The organism is Plectonema cf. radiosum LEGE 06105, assembly GCF_015207665.1.
Classification (GTDB): domain Bacteria; phylum Cyanobacteriota; class Cyanobacteriia; order Cyanobacteriales; family Nostocaceae; genus Rivularia; species Rivularia radiosa_A.
In genome coordinates, this window is sequence record NZ_JADEWL010000084.1 from 1 (window position 1) to 23,474 (window position 23,474).

22 protein-coding genes are annotated in these 23,474 nt (G+C 37.8%); 16 read left to right on the forward strand and 6 right to left on the reverse strand.

All coding sequences use genetic code 11. The annotated features are described in order from the left end of the window. The 12 genes from IQ247_RS20805 to IQ247_RS20860 form a co-directional block, all read left to right on the forward strand. On the forward strand, positions 1–1,239 hold a 1,239-nt coding region (locus tag IQ247_RS20805; protein ID WP_193923031.1), incomplete at its 5' end, for a hypothetical protein. Positions 1,240–1,287: 48 nt separating this feature from the next. After that, the gene (locus IQ247_RS20810) at positions 1,288–1,950 is read left to right on the forward strand and encodes a CIS tube protein (protein WP_228059922.1); all 663 of its coding nucleotides are present in this window, start codon (positions 1,288–1,290) and stop codon (positions 1,948–1,950) included. Between the two features lie 60 nt (positions 1,951–2,010). Then, complete coding sequence (locus IQ247_RS20815) at positions 2,011–3,918, forward strand: VgrG-related protein (protein WP_193923032.1); 1,908 nt, start codon at positions 2,011–2,013, stop codon at positions 3,916–3,918. Between the two features lie 61 nt (positions 3,919–3,979). Beyond that, complete coding sequence (locus IQ247_RS20820; RefSeq protein WP_228059923.1) at positions 3,980–4,420, forward strand: gp25 family contractile injection system sheath assembly initiator; 441 nt, start codon at positions 3,980–3,982, stop codon at positions 4,418–4,420. Between the two features lie 108 nt (positions 4,421–4,528). Then, entirely contained in the window at positions 4,529–6,721 is a 2,193-nt protein-coding gene (locus IQ247_RS20825) for a putative baseplate assembly protein (RefSeq protein WP_193923033.1), read from the forward strand. A gap of 71 nt (positions 6,722–6,792) precedes the next feature. Next, on the forward strand, positions 6,793–7,821 hold the full coding sequence (locus IQ247_RS20830) for a phage tail protein (protein ID WP_193923034.1): 1,029 nt from the start codon (positions 6,793–6,795) through the stop codon (positions 7,819–7,821). Between the two features lie 132 nt (positions 7,822–7,953). Beyond that, a complete protein-coding gene (locus IQ247_RS20835; protein ID WP_193923035.1) occupies positions 7,954–9,180 on the forward strand; it encodes a DUF4159 domain-containing protein in 1,227 nt (408 codons plus the stop codon). A gap of 307 nt (positions 9,181–9,487) precedes the next feature. Then, positions 9,488–10,846 (forward strand): protein kinase domain-containing protein, encoded by a 1,359-nt coding sequence (locus IQ247_RS20840; RefSeq protein ID WP_193923036.1) that lies wholly within the window; start codon positions 9,488–9,490, stop codon positions 10,844–10,846. A gap of 171 nt (positions 10,847–11,017) precedes the next feature. After that, complete coding sequence (locus IQ247_RS20845) at positions 11,018–11,989, forward strand: outer membrane protein (protein ID WP_193923037.1); 972 nt, start codon at positions 11,018–11,020, stop codon at positions 11,987–11,989. Between the two features lie 55 nt (positions 11,990–12,044). Beyond that, positions 12,045–12,830: a DUF3598 family protein gene (locus IQ247_RS20850; RefSeq protein ID WP_193923038.1), complete on the forward strand. Its 786-nt coding sequence runs from the start codon at positions 12,045–12,047 to the stop codon at positions 12,828–12,830. A gap of 39 nt (positions 12,831–12,869) precedes the next feature. After that, positions 12,870–13,109 carry a hypothetical protein gene (locus IQ247_RS20855; protein WP_193923039.1) on the forward strand — a complete coding sequence of 80 codons (240 nt, stop codon included), beginning with the start codon at positions 12,870–12,872 and terminating at the stop codon, positions 13,107–13,109. Between the two features lie 51 nt (positions 13,110–13,160). Beyond that, entirely contained in the window at positions 13,161–15,176 is a 2,016-nt protein-coding gene (locus IQ247_RS20860) for an ATP-binding protein (RefSeq protein ID WP_193923040.1), read from the forward strand. Between the two features lie 38 nt (positions 15,177–15,214). Here the strand turns inward: IQ247_RS20860 and IQ247_RS20865 are convergent, their stop codons facing one another. After that, entirely contained in the window at positions 15,215–15,598 is a 384-nt protein-coding gene (locus tag IQ247_RS20865) for a toxin-antitoxin system TumE family protein (RefSeq protein WP_193923041.1), read from the reverse strand. Beyond that, complete coding sequence (locus IQ247_RS20870) at positions 15,588–15,881, reverse strand: hypothetical protein (protein WP_228059924.1); 294 nt, start codon at positions 15,879–15,881, stop codon at positions 15,588–15,590. The genes IQ247_RS20865 and IQ247_RS20870 overlap by 11 nt, the downstream gene beginning before the upstream one ends. Positions 15,882–16,183: 302 nt before the next feature. Between IQ247_RS20870 and IQ247_RS20875 the strand changes: the two genes are divergently transcribed. The 3 genes from IQ247_RS20875 to IQ247_RS20885 all read left to right on the forward strand — a co-directional run bounded on the left by IQ247_RS20875 (position 16,184) and on the right by IQ247_RS20885 (position 18,515). Next, positions 16,184–17,062: a hypothetical protein gene (locus IQ247_RS20875; RefSeq protein ID WP_193923042.1), complete on the forward strand. Its 879-nt coding sequence runs from the start codon at positions 16,184–16,186 to the stop codon at positions 17,060–17,062. A 292-nt stretch (positions 17,063–17,354) separates the two neighbouring features. Beyond that, the gene (locus IQ247_RS20880) at positions 17,355–18,164 is read left to right on the forward strand and encodes a hypothetical protein (protein ID WP_193923044.1); all 810 of its coding nucleotides are present in this window, start codon (positions 17,355–17,357) and stop codon (positions 18,162–18,164) included. A 21-nt stretch (positions 18,165–18,185) separates the two neighbouring features. After that, positions 18,186–18,515: a hypothetical protein gene (locus tag IQ247_RS20885; protein ID WP_193923045.1), complete on the forward strand. Its 330-nt coding sequence runs from the start codon at positions 18,186–18,188 to the stop codon at positions 18,513–18,515. Here IQ247_RS20885 and IQ247_RS20890 read toward each other — a convergent pair. The 3 genes from IQ247_RS20890 to IQ247_RS20900 all read right to left on the reverse strand — a co-directional run bounded on the left by IQ247_RS20890 (position 18,512) and on the right by IQ247_RS20900 (position 21,145). Then, on the reverse strand, positions 18,512–19,123 hold the full coding sequence (locus IQ247_RS20890) for a Uma2 family endonuclease (protein ID WP_193923047.1): 612 nt from the start codon (positions 19,121–19,123) through the stop codon (positions 18,512–18,514). The two genes, IQ247_RS20885 and IQ247_RS20890, sit on opposite strands and share 4 nt — an antisense overlap. A 61-nt stretch (positions 19,124–19,184) precedes the next feature. Further along, the gene (locus IQ247_RS20895; RefSeq protein ID WP_193923048.1) at positions 19,185–20,132 is read right to left on the reverse strand and encodes a hypothetical protein; all 948 of its coding nucleotides are present in this window, start codon (positions 20,130–20,132) and stop codon (positions 19,185–19,187) included. A 29-nt stretch (positions 20,133–20,161) separates the two neighbouring features. Then, positions 20,162–21,145, reverse strand: a complete 984-nt coding sequence (locus IQ247_RS20900; protein WP_193923049.1) for a hypothetical protein — start codon at positions 21,143–21,145, stop codon at positions 20,162–20,164. A 535-nt stretch (positions 21,146–21,680) separates the two neighbouring features. Here IQ247_RS20900 and IQ247_RS20905 point away from each other — a divergent pair. Next, entirely contained in the window at positions 21,681–22,538 is an 858-nt protein-coding gene (locus IQ247_RS20905) for an eCIS core domain-containing protein (protein WP_193923050.1), read from the forward strand. Between the two features lie 8 nt (positions 22,539–22,546). Here the strand turns inward: IQ247_RS20905 and IQ247_RS20910 are convergent, their stop codons facing one another. After that, positions 22,547–23,179 carry a Pvc16 family protein gene (locus IQ247_RS20910; RefSeq protein WP_193923051.1) on the reverse strand — a complete coding sequence of 211 codons (633 nt, stop codon included), beginning with the start codon at positions 23,177–23,179 and terminating at the stop codon, positions 22,547–22,549. Between the last annotated feature and the right edge of the window lie 295 nt (positions 23,180–23,474).

A 23,474-nucleotide genomic window follows, 5' to 3' on the forward strand; every position in this document is an offset into this window, starting at 1 on the left:
TCAACAACGAGAGAATCTTCTCAAACACCCGAAGTTATTGCAACACAGTTAAAATCAGCAACGAGTGAATCTTATAAAATTAAAGAATCCAATTCTCAAAATCCAGAAGTTATTCCAACACAGTTAAAATCAGCAACGAGTGAATCTTCTCAAATTAAAGAATCCAATTCTCAAAATCTAGAAGTTACTCCAACACAATCAGCATCAACAACGAGAGAATCTTCTCAAACACCCGAAGTTATTGCAACACAGTTAAAATCAGCAACGAGTGAATCTTATAAAATTAAAGAATCCAATTCTCAAAATCCAGAAGTTATTCCAACACAGTTAAAATCAGCAACGAGTGAATCTTCTCAAATTAAAGAATCCAATTCTCAAAATCTAGAAGTTATTCCAACACAATCAGCATCAACAACGAGTGAAACACCTCAAGCTTTTATTCCTGAGACACAGGTAACACAGTTAAAAGCTGATGATAATCATCCCATAGCGGCTTCAGATACTGTACCTGCTCGGTTGACACCTGGGGAGTTTGTAGTAAATTCTCAAGATGCACAGAAAAATCTTCCTCTTTTAGAACATATCAACAATGGTGGTACATCTGAAAATAATCTCCCAGATTCAACATCTAATATTCAGCAAAAACAACAGACTAATTCTCTAATTTCTCCATCTCTGGGATTAGATATTACAAAACAAAGATTATCGCTTACTAACAATCAAAGTTTTAATTCTTCTCAATCTAAAAGTAATGATACATTTCACAAAAAAATATCATCAAACAACTACTCATCACCTCCTTTAATTTTTAAAAAAGCAAATACGAATACATCTTCTAATACTAATTTTGAAACTCCTTCAAATTGGTCAAATATTGAAGAATTAATCAATACAAATAACGATAATTACCACTTTGAAGAACCTAATAATAAAAATCATATTATACATAATCAACCTTTTCATGATTCAAAATCATCATTTAATTCGCAGAATTCGCAGAATTCCTTGACAAAACAACATGATTTACCTAAAGGATTTGCTAAAGGTGGTGAAGTAAAAGATGATATATCTACTGAAATAAAACCAGTAACTGAAACTATAAATATGTCTTCTGATTCAAAAGAAGATGATCAAATAGCTCTCGAATCGCTTGCTCGTGAAGTTTATACAAGACTAAGGCAACAACTAGAAATTGAAAAAGAACGTCAAGGTATTTTTACAGGTCGTTTACCTTGGTAATACGATTTTGGATTTGTAATTTTAGATTAATAAGGAGAACAATTAATAATGCCAAGTCATAAAGTCATTACTCCTCAAAAACTTCAACCTCAACTCGAAAAAGCTAAACTCAAAGCTTATAACGGTGAAGCTCCAGACATTGAACTGATGTTTAACCCTAGCGAAATCAGCTTTACTCGATCTGTTAACTGGCAAAAACATCCGGGAAATAGAGGAACAACTTTATTACCAAAAATTAACTTCTCAGGTGTTGAACCTTATAATTTTACTCTAAAACAATTAATTTTTGATACATATGAAACAAAAGAGTCTGTAATGACGTATATAAATATTATTAAAAAAGGAGTTGAAACTATTGAAAATAAACCTGATACACGTCCTCCAGTTTATACATTTGTATGGAAAGATGAATATTTTTACTGTGTAATGGTTAGCTTAACCTATACCCTAAATATGTTTCTTACTGATGGAACACCAGTTAGAGCAATGGTAGATATTTCATTACAAGAAGTAGATAAAAATAACCTCCCAGGAGGAACTCAATCTGCTTCTCAAGGACAAAATCGACAAAATAGTCCTCAAAGTGCGTCTCTTTTTCCAGGAGATCAAGGACAGAACCCAGGTGGTCAAGGACAGAATCCAGGTGGTCGAGGGCAGAATCCAGGTGGTCAAGGGCAGAATCCAGGTGGTCGAAGAGGTCGAAGAAAATAATGTCTTAGTAGAGTTGCTTCTTCGATTTCTTCAAGATTATTTAAAATTTTAAGGTTAATTATGGCACAAGAAAGTCTTTATTTATCTAAACCTATAGTTGAAATAGGAGGACAACAAGCAACTCCTGAATTAATCAAGGATTTAATGCAAATTACCATTGAAGAAAGTTTGCATTTACCAGCAATGTTTACATTGGTAGTTCACAACAGTTATTTACCTACCAATGATAAATCTCAATATCAACCTTGGCGACATGAAAAAGTATTTGAAATCGGTAAAAAAGTCAGGTTAGGATTTATTTCTAGTACTACCCAAGACCAAAATTTTAAGCTGGAAAAACAAGGATATTTAATTGACGGTGAAATTACAGCAATTGAAGTTCATTTTAATCAGAAATCTGAAGCACCGATCATAGTTCGTGGTTACGATACCTCGCATCGGCTGCATCGAGGACGGCAAAATCGCTCTTTCTTGAATAATACCGATAGCGATATAGTACGCAAAGTTGCTCAAGAAGTCGGTATACAACTGGGAAAAATAGACGAAAGTGGCAATGCTCATGAGTATGTTTTTCAAGAAAATCAAACTAATATGGAATTTTTGCGAGAAAGAGCGGCTCGTATTGGCTTTGAGCTTTTTATTGAAGATGGCAAAATTAACTTTCGGAAACCGGAAGCTCAAGAAGCCGTAGAATTGAAATGGCTAGACGAAATTAGTAGTTTCAGTACTCGCGTTACTAGTGCAGAACAAGTAAGTGCAGTTGAGGTACGTAGTTGGGACTACCAACAGAAAAAACTAATTACCTCCAAGGCTCAAGCAGAGAAGGTAATAACTGACACTGGTAATCTAAAAGGAAGTAACAGCAGTAACAAATTTAATATCAGTAAACCTCCATTAATGACTGTTGTAGACAAACCCGTTGCTACTGCTAAAGAAGCAGATGTAATGGCTCAAGCTTTATGTGATGAATTAGGAGGAGAATTTGTTTATGCAGACGCGAAAGCAGAGGGTAATCCCAAAATTCGACCAGGTAGGTTTGTAAGTTTACAAAAGATGGGCGATCGCTTTAGCGGCAAGTACTACATTACTGACACGCGCCACTTTTACAGCCAGCGAGTTTATACCACAGAATTTAGCGTCCGAGGTTTGCGTTCTGGTAATTTATACAACTCCATATCACCGCAAACACGTTTACAACCAGGTCAAACATTTTTGGTCGGAATTGTCACCAATAATCAAGACCCCAAAGGGTTGAGTCGAGTCAAAGTTAAGTTTCCTACCCTGACTGAAGAACATGAGAGTTACTGGGCAAGGATGGTATCAATTGGTGCAGGTTCCAGTCGCGGTACAGATTGGCTACCAGAAATAAACGATGAAGTGCTGGTTGGTTTTGAACATGGTGATATTCACCGACCTTATATTATTGGTACAGTTTGGAACGGACAAGATACACCACCAACCTCTGTAAAAGACAGCGTAGTTGGCGGTCGAGTTCGTCTGCGAACCTTAAAAACCCGTATTGGACATCAATTACAGTTTGTAGATGAAGATAAAGCTAGGAGTTACACAGGTATATATATCGAAACAAAAGGTAGAAACAAAATCAGTATTAATGACACCAGAAAGTTTATCGAAATAAAAACAGCGCGAGGACAGAAAATATTAGTTAATGACCTTGATGGCAGTATCAGCATTAAAGCTAATGCCACAATAAGCAATACTGCCACAGCTGCGATTACTTCCAGAGCCACAGCAATCGATACCACAGCAGGGGGTGCAATGACCATGAAGTCAGGTGCTGCAATGAGTATGATGTCAGGTGCTGCCATAAGTATGACCGCAACTGGAGCCATCACGATTACTACACCCGGTCTTTTGGCGATTACCGCTGGAACTATGACATTAACTACTACTCTGGGACCAATTACAATGACTACACCAATAACAGGTCCTAAACCAATCCCATAGATAAGAAACTCGACCTTTGGCGAATAGGTTTATATCTTCTGCCCTAATATTTTAGATATATATGGTATCTACTGCGGAGAGTGCCACAATGCCAGACCCGGTTTATGGTCAGCAGCAAGATTATTTAGGTAAAGGTTGGGCTTTTCCACTGCAATTAAATGTGCAGGGTGGCATAACGTTTAGCAGTGAAGACGAGAAAGTCAGAGAATCTATTTGGATTATTCTTCGTACTAGTCCAGGTGAACGGGTATATCGACCGAACTTTGGGTGTCGCTTGTCAGAATTAGCCTTTGCTCCTTTGAATAGCGATACCTTGCTGCAAATTCGGATGTATGTAACAGAAGCTTTGGAAGTTTGGGAACCGCGCATCACCCTTGATTATGTCCGTGCGGAACCCGATCCTATACTTGGCAAAGTTGACATTATTGTTAAATACAAACTCAAAGATTATCCCGACCTTTATAGTTTTGTTTATCCTTTTTATTTAACTTCGGCAGAGTAGTGGTTTGTCCCATTAATTTTGAATGGTTCGTTTTTCTTGGAAATGTCGGGAGACGTAGCAGTGCTACGTCTCTACAGCCACTTATAATCCAAAATCTAAAATCGTACTGTGGAATTTGACTTTTTACCAAATTTACCTACTTCTAATTTAGACGATCGCACTTTTGACGATTTGGTGGAGGAATGCATTATGCGTATTCCTCGCTACTGTCCGGAATGGACAGATCACAATCTGAGTGACCCTGGAATTACCCTAATTGAACTGTTTGCTTGGTTAACCGACCAAATGCTACTGAGGTTTAATCAAGTACCGCGTAAAAATTATGTCGCCTTTCTCGAATTATTGGGCATCCGTCTCCAACCACCCGCACCCGCACGGACGAATTTAACTTTTTATTTAAGTTCCGATTTGCCGGAAACTTACACAATCCCAGCGGGAATTGAGGTTTCGACGGTACGAACTGAAACGCAAGAAGCTATTACTTTTAGCACTGATTCTGCTTTAATTATCGCTAAACCTCGTTTACAACATCTTTTGACAGCATCAACTGTAGAAGAAATTCCCCAATCTTTGAGAGACAGAATAACTAATACCTGGAATCGTCAATCCGAATTCTGGGAAGGTAGCGAACAAGCATTATTTGAAGATGAACCATCACCAGGTAACTGTTTTTACTTGGTGATTAACTCTAATGACCCCCTCGATGGCAATGTTTTAGAAATTACTATTCAAGGCACCTCTGCTACACCTACTGGTATTAATCCGAACCAACCACCGCGCCGCTGGGAAGCTTGGGATGGAGAAGAATGGCAACCTATTTTATTAAAAGAAGTAGACGATCAAACACGGGGTTTCAGTTTTTACGAAATTGCTCAACAAGGTAGTAACCCAGAACAAGGAACGGAAGTACGGCTACATTTACCGCAAAATTGGCCTGTCACTAATTTTATATCTTATCGAGGTCGCTGGATTCGCTGTTTACTGACTCCCTTAGACACGAATAATTCCGGTTATAATCGTCCTCCACGAATTATAGGTTTAGGAGTCAAAGCAGTTGGTGGTACTGTCCGTGCAAGTCAAAGTAATCTAATTAAAGATGAACGTTTGGGTATTAGTAGTGGTCAGCCGGGGCAAGTTTTTCAACTTCAACAACCACCAGTATTGCAACGTCGAGAGTCTGAGTATATTTTAGTGATTCCGACCAATGGATTACCTCAAAAATGGCAAGAAGTCAGAGATTTTGCCGATTCTAATTCACAAAGCCTTCACTATGTCATAGATTCGTGCTTCGGTACAGTTCAGTTTGGTCCTTTGATTCGCGAACCTAGTCAATTAAAAAGCGAAACAGAAGTTCGTTCGCGCATTCAGTATCCAAGAGCAGAAGATACCTTTGTTCAAAGCGATTTAGATAGCAATCTGGAATATCAATATGGTGCGCTTCCCCCTCGTGGTGCCGAAATTAGAATGGTTTGTTACCGTACAGGAGGAGGTAGACAAGGTAACGTCCAAGAGCGATCGCTCCAGTTTTTGAAATCTGCCGTTCCCTACGTTGCGAGTGTAATTAACCATCAAGATGCCATCAATGGAGCAGATGCAGAATCACTCGAACAAGCGATTATTAAAGCGCCGAGAATTTTACGTTCTCGCGATCGCGCAGTTACAGTTGAAGATTTTGAAGCCCTAACTCAAATTGCTGGACAAGGAGCAGTGGCTCGAGTCCGCTGTTTACCCGCAGAAGTGAATCGCCAACCGGGTACAGTTAGTTTATTGATAGTGCCTAATTACAACACAGACGCGATTGCCCAAGGACAAGGTTTATCTCCCGATAAATTTGAACTGAGTCCCGCACTCAGAGAAAAAATTTCGCGTTATTTAGACGAAAGAAGATTATTAGGAATTCAAGTACAGCTACAACAACCAGAATACATGGGCGTTTGTGTTCAGACTGAGATCGGTTTAGAACCTGCCTACGATAACCCCTTCGCACGAGAAGAAATTCTACGTACTATCCGAGTTTCACTGTATAAATATTTAAATCCTTTAACTGGAGGAATTGAAGGAAAAGGCTGGGCATTCGGACGACCACTTTATGAATCAGATATCGTGGCATTACTGCAACAATCCCAAGGTGTGCGTTATTTAGGTCCAGTTTTACTATTTCCCATACGTAAACAAGGAGACACATGGAGACGGCAACCTTCACCAGAGCGCGTCATAGACCCAGGAATCCAAGGTTTAATTTGTTCTTGGTCTGATAACAATTTACGCTCTAATCACGTAGTTAACATTCTCAATCGTTAATTATTCCTAACTCCCGTACAGACGTAGCAATGCTACTACAAATCCTAACTCCTAACTCCTAACTCCTAATCATGATTCAAAGTCGCTTAACCTCTAATCATGTCAAAATAGACTTAATCCCCATGCAAATTCCCGAAGCTTTACCGGGAGCAGCTTTGGCATTTACAGGAGCAGATTTTGATGTAGTTACTGGGAACAGTTTGTTAATGCATCCCGGACAACCAAGCGAAATGATTGTGCAGGTAAAAAACTTAACTGAGAATGCCCTGGAGTTGAGATTTAGAGTTGAAGGTAACTTTCCTCAAGAGTGGTGTCAAATTGGTACGGAAGGCAGCGAAATTCTACCTAGAGAAGAAATGCAAGCTGTGCTTTATTTTCAAATTCCTGCCAGTTTCTTTGAAGACCAGCAAGCAATATCACCAGGAAAAGATAGATTAGAGCTTAATTTTCGTTGTTCGGTTCATTTACATCTAAATCCAGGTACAGAGCAAGAACAAATCGAGACAAGTGACGCATTTAATATATTTATACGTCCTTGGTCTTTGTACATGGAGTTTTTACCGCTTCTCTATCGCGAAGTAGACTTTATTGGTCGCTTCATGAACATTTTTGAACAAACTTATCAACCAGTCGTTGATAGTTTCAATGTAATGTGGGCAAATATTGACTCTTTAACCGCACCACAAACATTATTACCATTTTTAGCTTACTGGGTTGGTTGGGAATTTGACTCAGTACAGGAAATACCACAGCAGCGTCGTTTAATTCGTCGTGCAATCGAATTATACCGATGGCGCGGAACTCGTAAAGGCTTGCGTCTTTATTTACACTTATATACTGGATTGAGCTTAGATGAAGACATACCAAACGAAGATGATAAACACATTAGTATTACTGAACCTTTAGGTAATAGTTTTACTCTTAATCAAGCAGAACTGGGAAATGCTGTATTAGGAGGAGGACAAGCATATCATTTTGTAGTCAAGTTGCGACAGCAAGAAGCAAATACTATACACGAAGGATTAATCAGAAGAATTATCGAACAAGAAAAACCTGCTTTTTGTACCTACGATTTATATATAGAAAATTCTGATAATTAAGTGAATGATTCGTTTTTCTGCGAACCATAAGAGACGTAGCAATGATTCGTTTTTCTGCGAACCATAAAAGACGTAGCAGTGCTCTACAAAATCAATATTACAAATTAAGATTTATTTAAAATCCAAAATTCTATGTCTCACCCTTTTCCTTCACCCCCAATTCAACCATTTGAACGTTTACAAGCTGCTGATGGTTTGCTGATAAATGCCGAACGCTGGCACAAAGCACATAATTACCATCGCACGCGACAAAATACTCATTATCAATGTTTAAATCAACCGGGTATTGTTTGCGGTTTAGGAGTGCGAGATATTCCTGCACCTAGCAAAGTCGAGGCTAAGTATAGAGATGGACGTTGGGTGCAAATTCAGCCCGGTATCGCCATAGATTTAGGTGGTAATTTAATCGTTGTACCCGCAGCTTTTGATTTTCCCGTTGATTTAGAAGTTGCTAATACTGAACCGATTATGGTTTATTTAACTGTTAGTTATGTAGACCCGGATGAATTGCGTTACGCGAAGCGTCAAGCCTCCGGCTTATCGCGCAACTCTAGAGAGATTGTCACAGAAGCTTATCGGTTTGACCAAAGAAATTCGACACCTGAGATTTCCGAAATAGAAATTTGTCGCATACTTTTACAACCCGGACAAAAAGAGATTACTCCACCTGATGATGTTTTTTTTCCTGGTTATAACAATATAGATTTGCGTTATCGCCGACAAGCACAAGCGCGTCCGCAAGCCATTGTAAGTATGGCACAGGTAAATCATAGTGATTCAGAATGTGCGCGTAATTTCTTTAATTTAACTTACTTCTTGCAATCAATTGAACCTTTATATCCTTATTTGAGAGGACTTTATGAACCAGGACAAGTAAGTTTTGCAGATAATATGCAAGAATACGATTTACTATATCTAACTGGTCAACAAGCATTATCTTTAAATACTGTAGAACTTGAATCACTGAAAAATTATTTAAAGACAGGAGGAATACTTTTAGTTGATGCACCAGCAAATGCTGAAGCCTTGATTCAGAGTACTCATGCTTTAGCCGAACAATTAGGAACTCCTTTAAAAAATGCCAAAGAATTAAAACGAGATCATCCCTTAAAAACACGACCTTTTTTATTTGCAGCTTTGCCAATTGTTGATCGAAAAGCGATTGAAATATTTACTGGTGGAGGTGTGATTTTAATTACAGGTGATTTAGCATCCGCTTGGGGATTAGATCAAGAATTAGCGATGCCAAGATTAGCAATTCGCACTGCTCAAGAATTTGGAATTAATCTTGTTTCTTACGCTTGGAAACGTCGTCAATTAATCGGTTTGCAACAAGAAGATGATTCGGGGAAATGGTAATCATATTTCCAGACTACCCTCAGACTATAAGTCTGGGGCTACACAAACAAAGTTCACCTTCGTGGATATAATCAGCGCAGGCGAGTTTTGCCTGTGTAGCCAAACCACTGCTCGGCTATGGTTCCCCGACTTGTCGCAATTAATTCCTCCCTTACCCCATAAAGCCTGTAAAAACTAGCCAAAAGTCGATTTTTTTTCCCGCAACTTCAAATTACAATTCTCTTGACGGATTGGAGGAATTGTTTATATATAGCAACCTGAGATGGATAAATGTTCCAATAATTTATTTTATTTATAGTTAAATCCAATGCTCCCCGGTCATACACTGCGCGATCGCTATAAAATTATCAAGCAATTGGGAAGCGGTAGCTTCGGAATCACCTATTTAGCTGAAGATTTAGATTTACCAGACCATCCTTTATGTGTCGTCAAAAATCTTCGTCAAAGTCAAGACCCAGAGGAGTTCCAAGCCTTCATCGCTTTTTTTAACAAGGAAGCAAAAGCCCTATACCGCTTAGGAAATGAGTTAAATCAAATTCCCCGACTTTTTGCTCACTTTCAACAAGGGGGTGAATTTTATTTAGTACAGGAATATATTGATGGACACGATTTGAGCCAAGAAATTTTTCCTGGCAATAAGTTAAATGAAGCTCAGGTGACGCAGCTTTTAAACGAAATTTTAGAAGTATTAACAATTATTCATCACAAAAATATCATTCATCGAGACATAAAACCACAAAACTTAATGCGTCGTAAGAGTGACGGCAAGATAATATTAATAGACTTTGGAACTATCAAAGAAATTCAATTAAAAATCAATTCTCAAGAGCAAACCAATGTTTCGGTAATTGCTGGTACTAATGGGTATATGCCTAGCGAACAGTTTAATGGTTATCCCAAGTTAGCTAGCGATGTTTATGCAGTAGGGATGCTAGGAATTTATGCATTAACTGGAATTAGACCGCAAGAGCTACCGAAAAACCCAGAAACTTTTGAAGTAATTTGGCAAGATAAGGCTTCAGTTAGCCCTAAACTTGCAAATTTATTAGATAAAATGGTGCGCTCGAACTTTAAAGAACGCTATCAAAGTGCTGGTGAAGCAATGCAAGGATTAACGAAGTTATCATCTATTACTTCTTTAGCAAACCACAACTTTTTGATTGGTGTTGGAGCTTTAGTGAGTCTAGTTTTTGGAATTGGCTTATTATTTATGACTTGTTCAAAACAACTCACAACTAATACTAATGTGCAGCTTGCTTGCTCGGAAACAGATTTACAATCTTTTTTAACTAAAGAACCGGAGGTTGATAATCAAGACCATAGGTATTATGGAGAAATAAAAAATAGGAAGTATCACGGTTGTGGAATATTAATTTTTTCCAAGAGTGGTAACAAATATCAAGGACAATTTCAAGAAGGTCAATTTCATGGTCAAGGAACTTTTCTATTTTCTAAAACTGGGGATACCTATATAGGTCAATTCAAGAATAGTCTTTACGAAGGTATAGGTAAATATATTTATAACAATGGTTGTCAATATATAGGAGAATTTAAAAATAATATGTTTGATGGTCAAGGAACCTGCATATCTCAAGACGGTTCACGTGAAAACACTATTTGGTATGAAGGCAAATCGCTAGATAATAGGAAAACTTGTTGCAACTAAGGTGAAAATTTAAACATAATTTATTAAATAATTGGTGATTTTAAAAAATTTATTATTTTTTACATAAGACATACATTTTTTGATTAATAAATAAATCAATGCTGAGATTTGTAAATATTTATTTGATGTTATTAATCAAACTTTTTCTTAAATTCAAACTAGCTAATTACAATGAATAAAAACACCTTTATTGATTCTATATTGCTGTTTCCTAAAGCTTTCTTAATTGTTTTCAGCAGTATTATTATTATTTCAATAGAGCCATATTTAAAAATATCTATAGCGCAACCTCAGCCAGAGTCTCCAACCCCAACACCTATCCCAATACCAGAATCACCAACACCTATCCAAACACCAGAATCACCAACACCTATCCAAACACCAGAGCCTCCAACTCCAACTCCAACTCCGACTCCAACACCAACACCAACATTCGAACCACAACCAACACCAACACCAACATTCCAACCACAACCAACACCAACACCAACATTCAAACCACAACCAACACCAACACCAACATTCAAACCACAACCAACACCAACACCAACATTCGAACCACAGCCACCACCAACACCAACATTTGAACCACAACCAACACCAACACCAACATTTGAATCACAGCCACAACCAATACCAACATTTGAAGCACAACCACAACCAATACCAACATTTGAACCACAACCACAACCAATACCAACATTTGAACCAACATTAACTCCAATATCTGAACCAATACCTGCTCGAAACTATATCGGTATAGGTGGTAATTTTGGATTGAGTGGAGATACAGCTTTGGGTGAAAATGCTTTTACTATCTTCAGTAAAATTGGTATAACAAATAACTTATCTTTTCGTCCTGCTGCTACTATCAGTGACAAAGCTGTATTTCTTCTACCTGTAACAGTTGACTTTCCCATCAAATCATCCACAATTTTTAAAGAACCCAGAATAATTGCAGTTCCTTATGTTGGAGGGGGAGCAGCAGTTTCTACAGATGATGATAGCTCTGTGGGATTACTGCTTACTGGTGGTGTGGATGTACCTTTGTCAGATGAATTTACGGCTACTGCTGGAGTAAATATCGGCTTTTTTGATGAAACTGATACTGGAGTAACGTTAGGAATTGGTTACAAGTTTTAAGAGTTAAAACTCTTACTACAAACTTTATTTAGTTAATTTCTCAATCGAAAACATCATGAATGTACAAGATAAAAACTGGGAAAATTTATTTGGACATATTACCACGGAAGGTTTTGCTTGGCACGGAATATGGATGATGTATTCTCCAGATAAAAAAGTTTTGAATTCATTTAAAGCTGTTAGGCAATTTCAATCGAATGAAGATAATACATTGATTACTCATACTAATAAATACAGTTACCCTGATGGAACAGAATTAGAAAAAAGTTGGCAGCTTGAAAAACACCTTTGTAATCAACTAGATGGAGTCATTCACCCAGCACTTCTGTCTACGAGAGCAATATCTTTTGGTGAAGATAAAAATGCTGTGGTATCAAAAAAACTGGAATCGGGAAACAAATTTGCTATAGAGTTATTTTTTAGATATCAAGATTGGCGGACTAGTGTAGTTAGTGTTTATACTGAGAGCGGCGATTTGGAAAGAATTACAACTATTCGCGAGCATCTAAATAGCTTTCCTAGTATACCAGCCGAGGTAGGAATAGAAAAATCTGGGAAGTGGAGCGGACGCAAAGAGACTATGAATAGTAATTTACAAATATTGGCTTCAACAGAAAATCAAGAGTTTGTATTAGAGCCAACAAATAAAAAAAATCAGACAGTATTTTTACCAGATAATATTGTTGTTAATCTGCCGGAAAAGCTAAATATTGGAGAAGAATTTAAAATAGTAACTGGTAAGCTAGTCAGCACTTACGAATACAAAAGACTGACGGCTGAATATGATAATTCGGGAGTATTTACCATGTTGATTTCCGAAGTGTTTAAGTTACAAGATTAAGTTGCAAAAAATAAAAAAATCCATTTTGAAAGTTATTTTATGACAACTACTAATCCTAAAATACTACCTCTACCTCCCGGTAAGTTTGGCTTACCCATCATTGGTGAAACAATCAGCTTTTTAAAAGATTCGGATTTCACAGATAAACGATATGAAAAGTACGGTTCTATTTTTAAAACCCGTCTTTTTGCCAACCCCACAATAGTTATGATTGGTTCGGAAGCTAACCGTTTTTTGTTTACAAATGATAAAGTTAAATTTAGTCGGTTGAATTCATAGATATTTATTCTTATTGAGGATTTTAAACCGTAAATATAAAAATATTCAATAATGGATACTACAACTACCAGCCATCAGCACGTTGATAATCATACGTATATGACGGTAGCCTTGGCTAAACTCAGGGAAATTTTACTGAAGCACGCTGACCCAAGTTTACTAGAAGAAAATATTGTAGATGAAAGTCCAACACAAAATTTAGTAGACGATTCTCCGATCGATAACTCTAATACATCCTCGGAATCATCTGCATTAGATAGACTCTGTAGTATTTTTAATTTAAGTGACTTTGAACGGAATTTGCTGTTGTTGTGTGCTGGTGTAGAACTTGATGCTAGTTTTTCCATTCTTTGTGCTGCTGCTTGTGGAAATGCAGAACGCAAATATCCGACTTTTGGTTTAGCGATCGCCATTCTCGACAATTTGCATTGGAACGCTTTGACTCCCGCAGGTGCATTACGTCGCTGGAAGTTAATCGAAGTCGGTTCGGGAAGCGATTTAATCAGCAGTCCGTTACGAATTGATGAGCGAATACTGCATTATTTAATGGGGGTACAGCATCTTGATGAACGTTTGTTGGCAATTGTTGAACCTGTAACAGTCACAGAGGAATTAGTTGCAACTCACTTGCAGTTAATGGAGAAAATGACAGCTGCTTGGTGGGTAGACATTTATGATTATCTTAAGTTGCCAATATTACAATTATGTGGTAATGAAGTTGCGAGCAAACGTCCGATTGCAGCCGTTGCTTGTGACTGTTTAGAGCTAAATTTGTACGCGATCGCGGTACACGCTTTACCAACTACTTCCATTGAAGTCAGTCAGTTTAAACAACTTTGGGAACGAGAAGTGCTTTTAGCGAATTGCGCTCTGTTAATGGACTGCGATGATTTAGAAGGGGTAGACGCGAATAAAGAATCCACCATTACTTATTTGTGTGAATGGATGCGTTCTCCGATCATTATTACCACTACCGAGCGTCGGCGATCGCGTTTAAGACCAGCCTTAGTTTTTGATGTCGAACGTCCTACAACTCCCGAACAGTACACTATCTGGGAGCAGGCTTTGAATGGAACATCAGCATCGATGAATGTTCAAGTCAGTAATTTAGTGTCTCAATTTAATCTCAGCGTCCCTGTAATTCAAGCAGCCTGTTCGCAAGTTTCCGTCCAGTGGCAGCAAGCACGGCACTCAGAAGTTACAAGGGATTTCAATCATCTGCTTTGGGATACCTGCCGCGCTCAAGCTCGTCCGAAATTAGATGATTTAGCCCAAAGGATTGATTCGGTTGCGGATTGGCAAGATTTGGTATTACCAGAATCACAGCTACAGGTGATCAGAGATGTTGCGTTGCAAGTCAAACAGCGAGCCAAAGTATATGACGAGTGGGGATTTGGAGGCAAAAGCAAGCGAGGATTGGGAATTAGTGCCTTATTCGCTGGCTTGAGCGGTACGGGTAAGACAATGGCAGCGGAAGTACTAGCTCAGGAACTACGATTAGATTTATACAGGATTGATTTAAGTGCGGTAATTAGTAAATATATCGGGGAGACGGAAAAGAATTTGGGTAGGGTATTTGATGCGGCAGAGTTAGGAGGTGTGATACTACTATTTGACGAAGCCGATGCTTTGTTTGGTAAACGCACTGAAGTTAAAGATTCCAACGATCGCCATTCTAATGTGGAAGTGAGTTATCTATTGCAAAGAATGGAAAGCTACCGGGGGTTATCAGTATTAACAACTAACTTAAAAAGTTCATTAGACCAAGCATTTTTGCGTCGTATCCGGTTTATCGTCCAGTTTCCATTTCCAGATTCTACTCAAAGAGCAGAAATTTGGCGGCGGATTTTTCCGTCATCTGCACCCAAAGAAGGTTTAGATTATCAGAAATTGGGACAGTTAAATGTTGCGGGGGGTAATATTCGCAGTATTGCCATGAATGCAGCGTTTTTAGCCGCTGATGCGGGGAGTTCGATAACGATGAATTGTATGTTGCAGGCAGCTAAGAGCGAGTATATCAAGTTGGAGCGGACGTTGACGGATACTGAGGTGAAAAGTTGGGTTTGACAAAAGTTTAGGAATATTTGCACTTTCACCTGTTAGAATCAACTTTGTCTTCTCTCTATTTCTTTTAAGACATCAGCTAAAAAAGGAGCATCTGAACTCAATACATTATTTTCGCTTCCATCGTGTTTATGATGAGGAAAGTTAGGAAGATTTAGTTTACGATGGTGTTCAGTATTGTCATAGCGGAAAATTAAATTATTCTCAGTATCGATATATTGATAACTATACATTTTTCTATCTATAATAATTTCAACATAAACAAATTCCCGTACATATAGTAATGAGTTATCTTTCAAATTGATTATTGCTCGAATAAAACCTTCATAAAATCCTCTCTTTTCATATTCAATATTAAATGATGCCACAATATCATAAGATTGAATTAAATCATGAACTTCCTGGAAATAAAGTTCAATTAACAAACTTAACCTCCTCTACGGCTTCTCGTGTTTCTTGTAAATGTGCTAACATTCGAGATTCTCCTATCCATTCGTCAAAATCAAAATTATGGGTTAATTGATCATTATTGAAACGGATCAGAAATTCTTCAGTCGATAATTGATACTTATTTTCAAACTCCTGAAGACGTTCTTCTGTCCTTTTAATCCCAGCCTCAATACTATATAATCTTTCTGACAAAGCACTTTGAATAATTTGTCTAAGTGAATCTGGATACTTTGAGCTTAATTTTAGTTCAGCCATCATTTTTCCTGATTATTTAAATATTTGGAAATTTGTAAATTAAATTTTAGCGTATTCACAGCATATGCAGGAATAATCTGTCGAACCAATATTTAAAATCTCTGATTATTTAAGATTTTTTGTTGACTTTTGCGATCACGAATTCAAACTCTAATAAAAATTAAAAAAACAAAAAACTAATATGTCAAGTCAAGACGGAACAGATGAGAAACTGCATAATGCAAAAGATTAGACCAAAGTATAATTTTTTTGAGAAATTATTTAGGAAAATATATTTATAATTTTAAGTTAGCCTGAATATTACTATGACTAACCAAATACATCATCAAAATCAGCGCCCGAAACAACCACAGTTATCAATTCCAGCGCAAGGAAGGTTTCAGCCACGACCTTTTGTAATGCAGACACAAAAGGCAACTCAGGGGGAGCAACCAGATTTAAAAAAATCTTTAATCCAAGCGGAACAGTACAGTCATCACCTTGAGCGAGTTTCAAAACCGCAAGTTTCACAGCCAAAAATGGAGATAGAAAAACCCGTTCAATTAGCTCGGAAAAGGAAACAAAATCCCGCAACAGCAGGAAATTCCACCGGACAAACTAACAGAGTCAGGAAAAGACCGAACTTAACAATAAATACGAATCCTAGCGGGAAATCACCACATAGCAGACGAGAAGCAGCAGGATATAAAAATCCATCTCACGATCATGGTAATATGATGCCTTTGTACGAGCAAGCCGCAGTCAGCCCACAAGATCCATCAAGGACTAAAAAAGATTGGCTGTATTCACCAAGTAGAAGATTCTACGTACATTCTCCTACCCATACCGCTCAACCGCAGATAGTGCAAGGACATAGCAACACGGTGATGGGACACAAGCCAGATGCAGCACAACATTGGAATACAATTGGTCACAAACAAACCAGAAAAGCTAATCAACAACATAACAAAGAAACAAGTTCTTATCACGGATTAGAAGATGCAAGAGCTTCTGCTGCAAGCGGCTCTAAAACTGATAGATATCAGAGTCCCAGCCCATCTATCGGAAGTCATCCATCACATTTTGATGTTCGCAATCCAGATTTTAATCCCCGCGCTCCTTGGACTCATAAACTGCGTGAATCTGATGGGAAGGGTGGTTGGAATCATGTCAAATATGACCCCAAAAAAAATGATTATGTCTAAGTTTTGATTTTTTTAGACTTCTAGGAATCTCCATTTTAATATAAAAAAAGACATAGATTTCGAGTCCACGCAGGTAGACTTTGGTTGAAGAACAACGCAATTTGAATCGCTGTATTACCTGACAAAAAACTATACTTTCGTCTAATTTTTAGCAAGTTTTTCGATTCATTCATTAAGATATAATTCCGTTATAGTTGTAAGTTATTGGCGCATAAAATTATCCCATTCTGTCAATTTGTGATTTGAAAACTCAAACCAGAATATGAGTTGAATACTTAGTGAAAGTAGTTAAATGACCACTACTCAAGCATTTTTGAAGAAAAACTATAGCTTAACAAATACAGCAGCCTCAGCGAATCAGTTGGTAGGTCGTGGGTTTGCCGTACAAAATAAGTTAGATAATAATCAAACAGATTTAAAAACTCAATTAAAACAGGCAACACACTTTGGTCATAATCTTGATCGAATCAAGTTAGAGCAGACTCAATCTGCAAAAGACCAGAATAATCAAAATTCATCTGTAATACAACAGAAAAAAACGAGAGCAAATACAAGTAGATATAGAGCCGAAACAACAGCTATAAATTCCGACCAACCATTAGAACCTATTAGTAACCAAGAAAAACAAGCAGGAGTGAAAAGGTCAACCCAAGGTCACGGAAATCAACGTCACGGTCATCAACGGACAGACGCTGACCTGGTAAACCGTTTACAAACCGAGCCAAAAACTACTAAATCATCACGCTTTACTTCTCCTCAAGCTCAAGCTGAAGCACTCGGTCGTGGACACCGAGCTTTAAATCAAGCACTAAAACAAGGTAATGTCGAATTCCAAACAAGTGGTTTTGTAAACCCAAAAACAGGTCAGCCAGCTAGACATGCAGTTGAAGTTTCCACTAACCGCAAAAACGGTTTTGGTGTTCAAGCAGAAAAAATTAAGCAAAAAGATCCAAAAACAGGGCAAAATATCAAAGATCCAAACACAAAAAAACCAGTAACCAAAATACAAATGAATTCCCAGCCTCTTAATAAAGCTAAAATCGTCTACGAATATGTTCCGAGCGCTAAAACTTGGCGACCTTTGACGTATTTCCCAATTTAAAATAACCACAAAGATTAACTTATGGAAAACAATATCAAAATTGAAGAAGCAATTAAACAAGAATTCGGCTGTTACTACTTAGCAGAAGAACTAGAAGAGGGATGGGAAGATTATTTACCGCAGATGGCGGAGCATTCAGCTTTCCGACTTCGCGATCGCTTAGAAAAACACAATAGCATCACGGATTTAATTCAACTGCTACAAAATGCACGCAACAACCCCGATCACCCAATCGTTCAACTAATTTGCGAGCAAACACTTATTGATTGGGTTGATGAACCAGAAGACTGGCAAATATTACAAACTCTTTTAGATATGATTGTTGTAAATTTGAAGCAAGAAGCTGATTAGCTATAACGTGGTATTATGTCATCAAGTTTAAGCTGTATATTTGGGAAAACGAAAGAAGTTATACTTTCGCCTAAACGATATTGTTGTTGCTGATATGTATCGCCAATTAACTGACAAACCGTAAAAGTAGGTTGTTTTGGTTTACCAATAAATTGTAAACCTCCTAATCCTAAAAAGTCTACAATCCAGTATTCTTGAATATTTAAAAATGCATATTCTTCAACTTTACGGGCATAATCGTCTTGCCAATTAGTGCTTACTACTTCGACAATATGTTTGATAGTGCTACCATTGCAAATAATCGGCTCTTTTTGCCATAAAGGTTCAAACCTGAGTTGTTCGTTATCCAAAACTATTACGTCGGGACGCAGTGCTGTCGCTTGGGCAGCAGGTGGCTTGATTAAGCAACTTTTTGGTACTATCCAATCTAATGACGCTTTGAGGATTTCAATAAAAATTCGACCTGTAATATTACCTGAAACAGTTTCGTGCAGACCTGTTGGTTCCATGTCACGCAATTCTCCATCAATAAGTTCGTAGCGGGGATTATCAGCATATTCAGTGACAAATTCCTCGAAAGTAAGAAGTTTTGGTGGGGTATAAGTCATAATATCATCCAAAGAATTTATCTTGAGCCTAACGTATACACATACTTTTTTGGTTTATTTTTCATTGCACTTTCTGCAAAATCAACTCTTCCCCACCTTCTTTGGCGACGATTTCTGGATCTAAATTAAAATTGCCTCGCAGGTGTTCTTTAACTTGTCTATCATCCTTAATTACTTGGTCGCGAACTAATTCCGCAGCATTTTTCAATTTTACCTGATGTTGATTATCTTTAGCTTTAGCATCTTTCAAAGGAACTTTCTCAACTGCACGCTGGGTGGTAGTAAATTCCTGATTATTTTCTAATAAATGCATTGCTGCTTTTTTAGCTAAAAGTTGACTGCTTGTTCCGGCTTTAGGAGGTGGAGTATTTTTATCTTGATTATAGGTAGAAGGAGCGATATTTTCTTGATCTTGAGTAACTTTATCCAACCCCGGTAAATTATTCTTACTTGCTTTATTTAATAATCTTGTAACTTCTGGGTCTTGAGTAGGTGAATTATCTTCTGTCGCTTTGTTCTCGGAAACCTGATGTGCGGCTGGGGATGTCGATCGCACATCTGATTTTTCTTTGTCTTTATTCTTTGATGTAGATGTTTCTATTGGGTTAATAATGCCTGTGGAATCTTTTTTATGATTGTTATTTAATTTTTTTAACTGATTTTCAACGAGCAAAACTCTATGCAAAACCTCTTTATTATCAGTTAATTTACTTACCTCCAGCACACCTGACATTTGCTTATCTTCTTCATCTGTTGCAGATAGCATTTGTATTGGTGTACCATCTGAAACACTCGCAAGTTGAATTTTACCGAGATGATGACCGTAAGTTTCTGCTTGGTTTAGAGATGTTTTTAAGTCGGGTTTATGCGATAAGCCGGAGGCTTGACGCTTTGCGTATCGCATTTTCAATTGGGTAATAAACGGACGCACTTGAGGCACTCCCCAATCTAAAGTAGTTGCGGATGATGTCTTTTGTTGATTTTTGCGATCGTAAATTTGGCGATTCATGATACAAAACTATGCTTTAATCTAACTAACTAACTAGTGGCATTTTTTATAAATGCTAATCTTTTTCTTTCTAGTGAAGTATCTACTAGGTTTGCGGGTTGTGTCGTATTATTAGGCTTAATTTCATCTAACTGATTTGCTTGAATTAAGTGTTCAAATCCCCTGACATTCATATTTACACCGCGTTTTCTCAACTCATTTTCTAATTTTAAAGCTGGAGATTTCTTGTGGTTTTTTCCAGGTACCGCACTTTGACAAGCACGTAAATCTATAGTCCCTTGCTGTCCTGGTTGCAGTCCGGTTTTCATCAGTAAGTTAGCAAGCTTCTTGGGTTTATATCCTCCTATTTTTCCTGACGCAGTTCCGTGAGCAGTTATATTCAAGGGTTCGTTCTGATTTAAGTTGTTTAAATACTGTGTTTCGGCACCTTGGGGTTGATAACTTTTTCTTGATCCATGTTTTGGTGTTCCTTTTAATCTACCAAGCATTCGCTTCGGTAAATTTTTCCATCCTTTTGCTTCCCTTGCACCAAATTTATCGGGTATCCTAAGTGGCGGATTTTGACGATGATGTGCAGTGTTATTTACTGCTTGGGAATTATTACCATTGATGATATTTTCTGGTCGATTATCGTCTTGTTGATCCTGTTGACTACTCACGTATGCGTAAGCATTTCCTATATATTGGTCGTGGCTAGGGTGGTTAGGGTCAGCAATTTGGTTAAGAGTAGTAGTCTTTTTCTTCTTGTTTGCTGGTCCTCCTATCACTAATGTTTTCTGTTGAATCGGTAATTGCTGTATTTTGTTTTGTTGATTAGAATGTCTATGCTGGAGGTGATGACCATAACGTTCTGCCTGGATCAACGATTTTTTTAAGTTAGGTTGCCTTTTATCGCCTTGTTTGTGCTGTACTATCAACGATCGCGATTCAAACATTCCTTGAACCGGAGTGTGAGATAAAGTTGATGAGAGCTTTTGGGGATTTTTAGTTGGGATATAAAGTTTATTTTGCATATATTTAAAATAAATTAAATTAAAATAAAATAGTTTCAGATTCTGCGATTCTCGATTTCTGGAAAATGTCGAAAACCTTAATTTTTCTCTACCTTGTTTATTTCTGGATTTAAATTTAACTTTGCTTTAGCGAAGCTATGCAATACGCCCGATTGCGATCGCAAATTTAGCGATGCATCTTAAAATACCTCCAACATTAAAACAGCAATTAAAATAAATCAACATCAAAAACTATACTTTAGTCTAATCTTTAGCAAGATTTCCGATAAATCAATCAAGCTATAATCTTTTGTAGTTGTAACTTATTTGCTTAGAGGATGTTTGAAAAGTCCATATTTGGCGACTGTAAGTCGCGGCTACACAAGTAAAACCCGCCTGCGCGGGTTACAAATATATTAGTCCACGCAGGTGGACTTTGTCTGTGTAGTAGCGGTTTCAACCGCCGGATACTTTTAAAACATTTTCTTACAAGAATTTGCAATTGCCAACACTCCAACCAGAGTACAAATAAAACACTTATACGAGTAGATAAACTATGAGTACTCAAATTCTCCAAAAAAAGTCTACCCCAACAAATACAGCAACCCCAGATCATCAATTTGAAAATCGTGGATTTGCCGTACAAAATAAGTCAAATAACGAGCAATCATTAAATACTCAACTAAAGCAGGCAAAACGCTTTGGTCACAGTATCAGCCAAATGAAGTCCGAATCTGCTCAACCTACAAAACAAAACCAGAGCAATCAAAATTCATCCTCTGGTCGCAGTTCCATGCCTGCACCTGTTAGGTCAAAAATGGAAAATTCTTTCGGTAGTAGTTTCAGCGATGTCAGTATTCATACAGACAGCCCTCAAGCTAAATCAATGGGTGCTTTAGCCTTTACCCAAGGCAATAATGTTCACTTTGCTCCCGGACAATACAACCCGCAAAGTGCTTCCGGACAAGCGCTACTCGGACACGAACTTACTCATGTAGTGCAGCAAAGAGCCGGACGAGTGGCTGTACCGCAGCAAAGCAAAGGTGCGCCGATCAACGCTGACCCTAGCTTAGAAACAGAAGCAGATAACTTAGGAGCCAAAGCCGCAAAAGGCGAGCCAGTCCAGGTTCCTGGGGCAACTGGTAATAACTTCAAGACAATTCCACCAGTCCAGAACAGCACCGAACCCGTGCAGTGTTTCTTACCCTTATTGATGGGTGGTTTAGGAGCTTTGGGCAGTATGATGGGCGGCGGCGGTCAACAACAAGGTGGCGGAGGCATGATGTCAGGTCTTGGTGGAGCCGTTGGCGGAATGATGGGTCCTTTAGGAGGAATGGCAGGGAGTATGTTAGGTGGTGTTGCTGATAGCTTTATGGGTGGTGGCGGAGGAGGTGGAGAACAGGAAATGATGTAGCCTTGTAGTCAATTACCACCACTTTCAATTAATACCATCGATGCATTATAGGTAACTGAAGGTCGATAATTTGTTTGTAAAAGAGACCAAATTTTAGAAGTTTCTTCCATGCTGAGAAATTCTGGACTAACTTTAATCTGTCCAATTTGCAGAGCTAAATTAGATACAGATACACCCGCAAGAGCTTGGGAAAACACGCTAGAGGTACTGGTTTCAAATGCATTTTTTAAGACACTTGCAATTATTTCAGATTTGATTATGGGTGATATATGCAACAATTGCATTGCGTAACCTAGTAAAATTTCTGATTGAAAATCTTTCGGTCCGTAAGCGGTTAATAAGTAGTGTAAATCCAGGGCTAGGGGTGGATTTGTAGAGCGCGGTTTATCTTTATCGCCCTGGCGCGAATAGCGATCGCGAAATTCCGGGGATACCCAATCAACATTGCGATTTTGGGTGACATGATATAAAAAAATGTTGATTTGCGCTCTTTCATCTGTTCCCACTTGAATTTTATCTGGGGGAATGGCACTTACTAGTACATCTCCGACACTAGATGCGATCGCATCACCAACTAGACCATTTTCCAGCAAATTTTTGATGACTGCTGTGACAACAGCGATAGAAAGCGCATTACTCATTCTTCTTCCTCATGGTCTTAGCACAAATATTGATTAACTACTAATGTATTTTTTCTTGATTTTTTATCTAAAAGTATATTGTTAATTATCTTTAAACAGATTAAGTTTATAGTCATTAGCAAATAAATATAAAATATTATTATTGCAACTTTTTTGAGTTAATTATTTTGATTTACTTAAGTATTAGTTTTATTAGCCCTATGATACATCTGAAAATTTAACACGCATTGCGGCAGGAAAACAAGTTTGATTTAGACTCGCTTTAAATTAGTAAAAATTTTGCATAGTTTGTCGT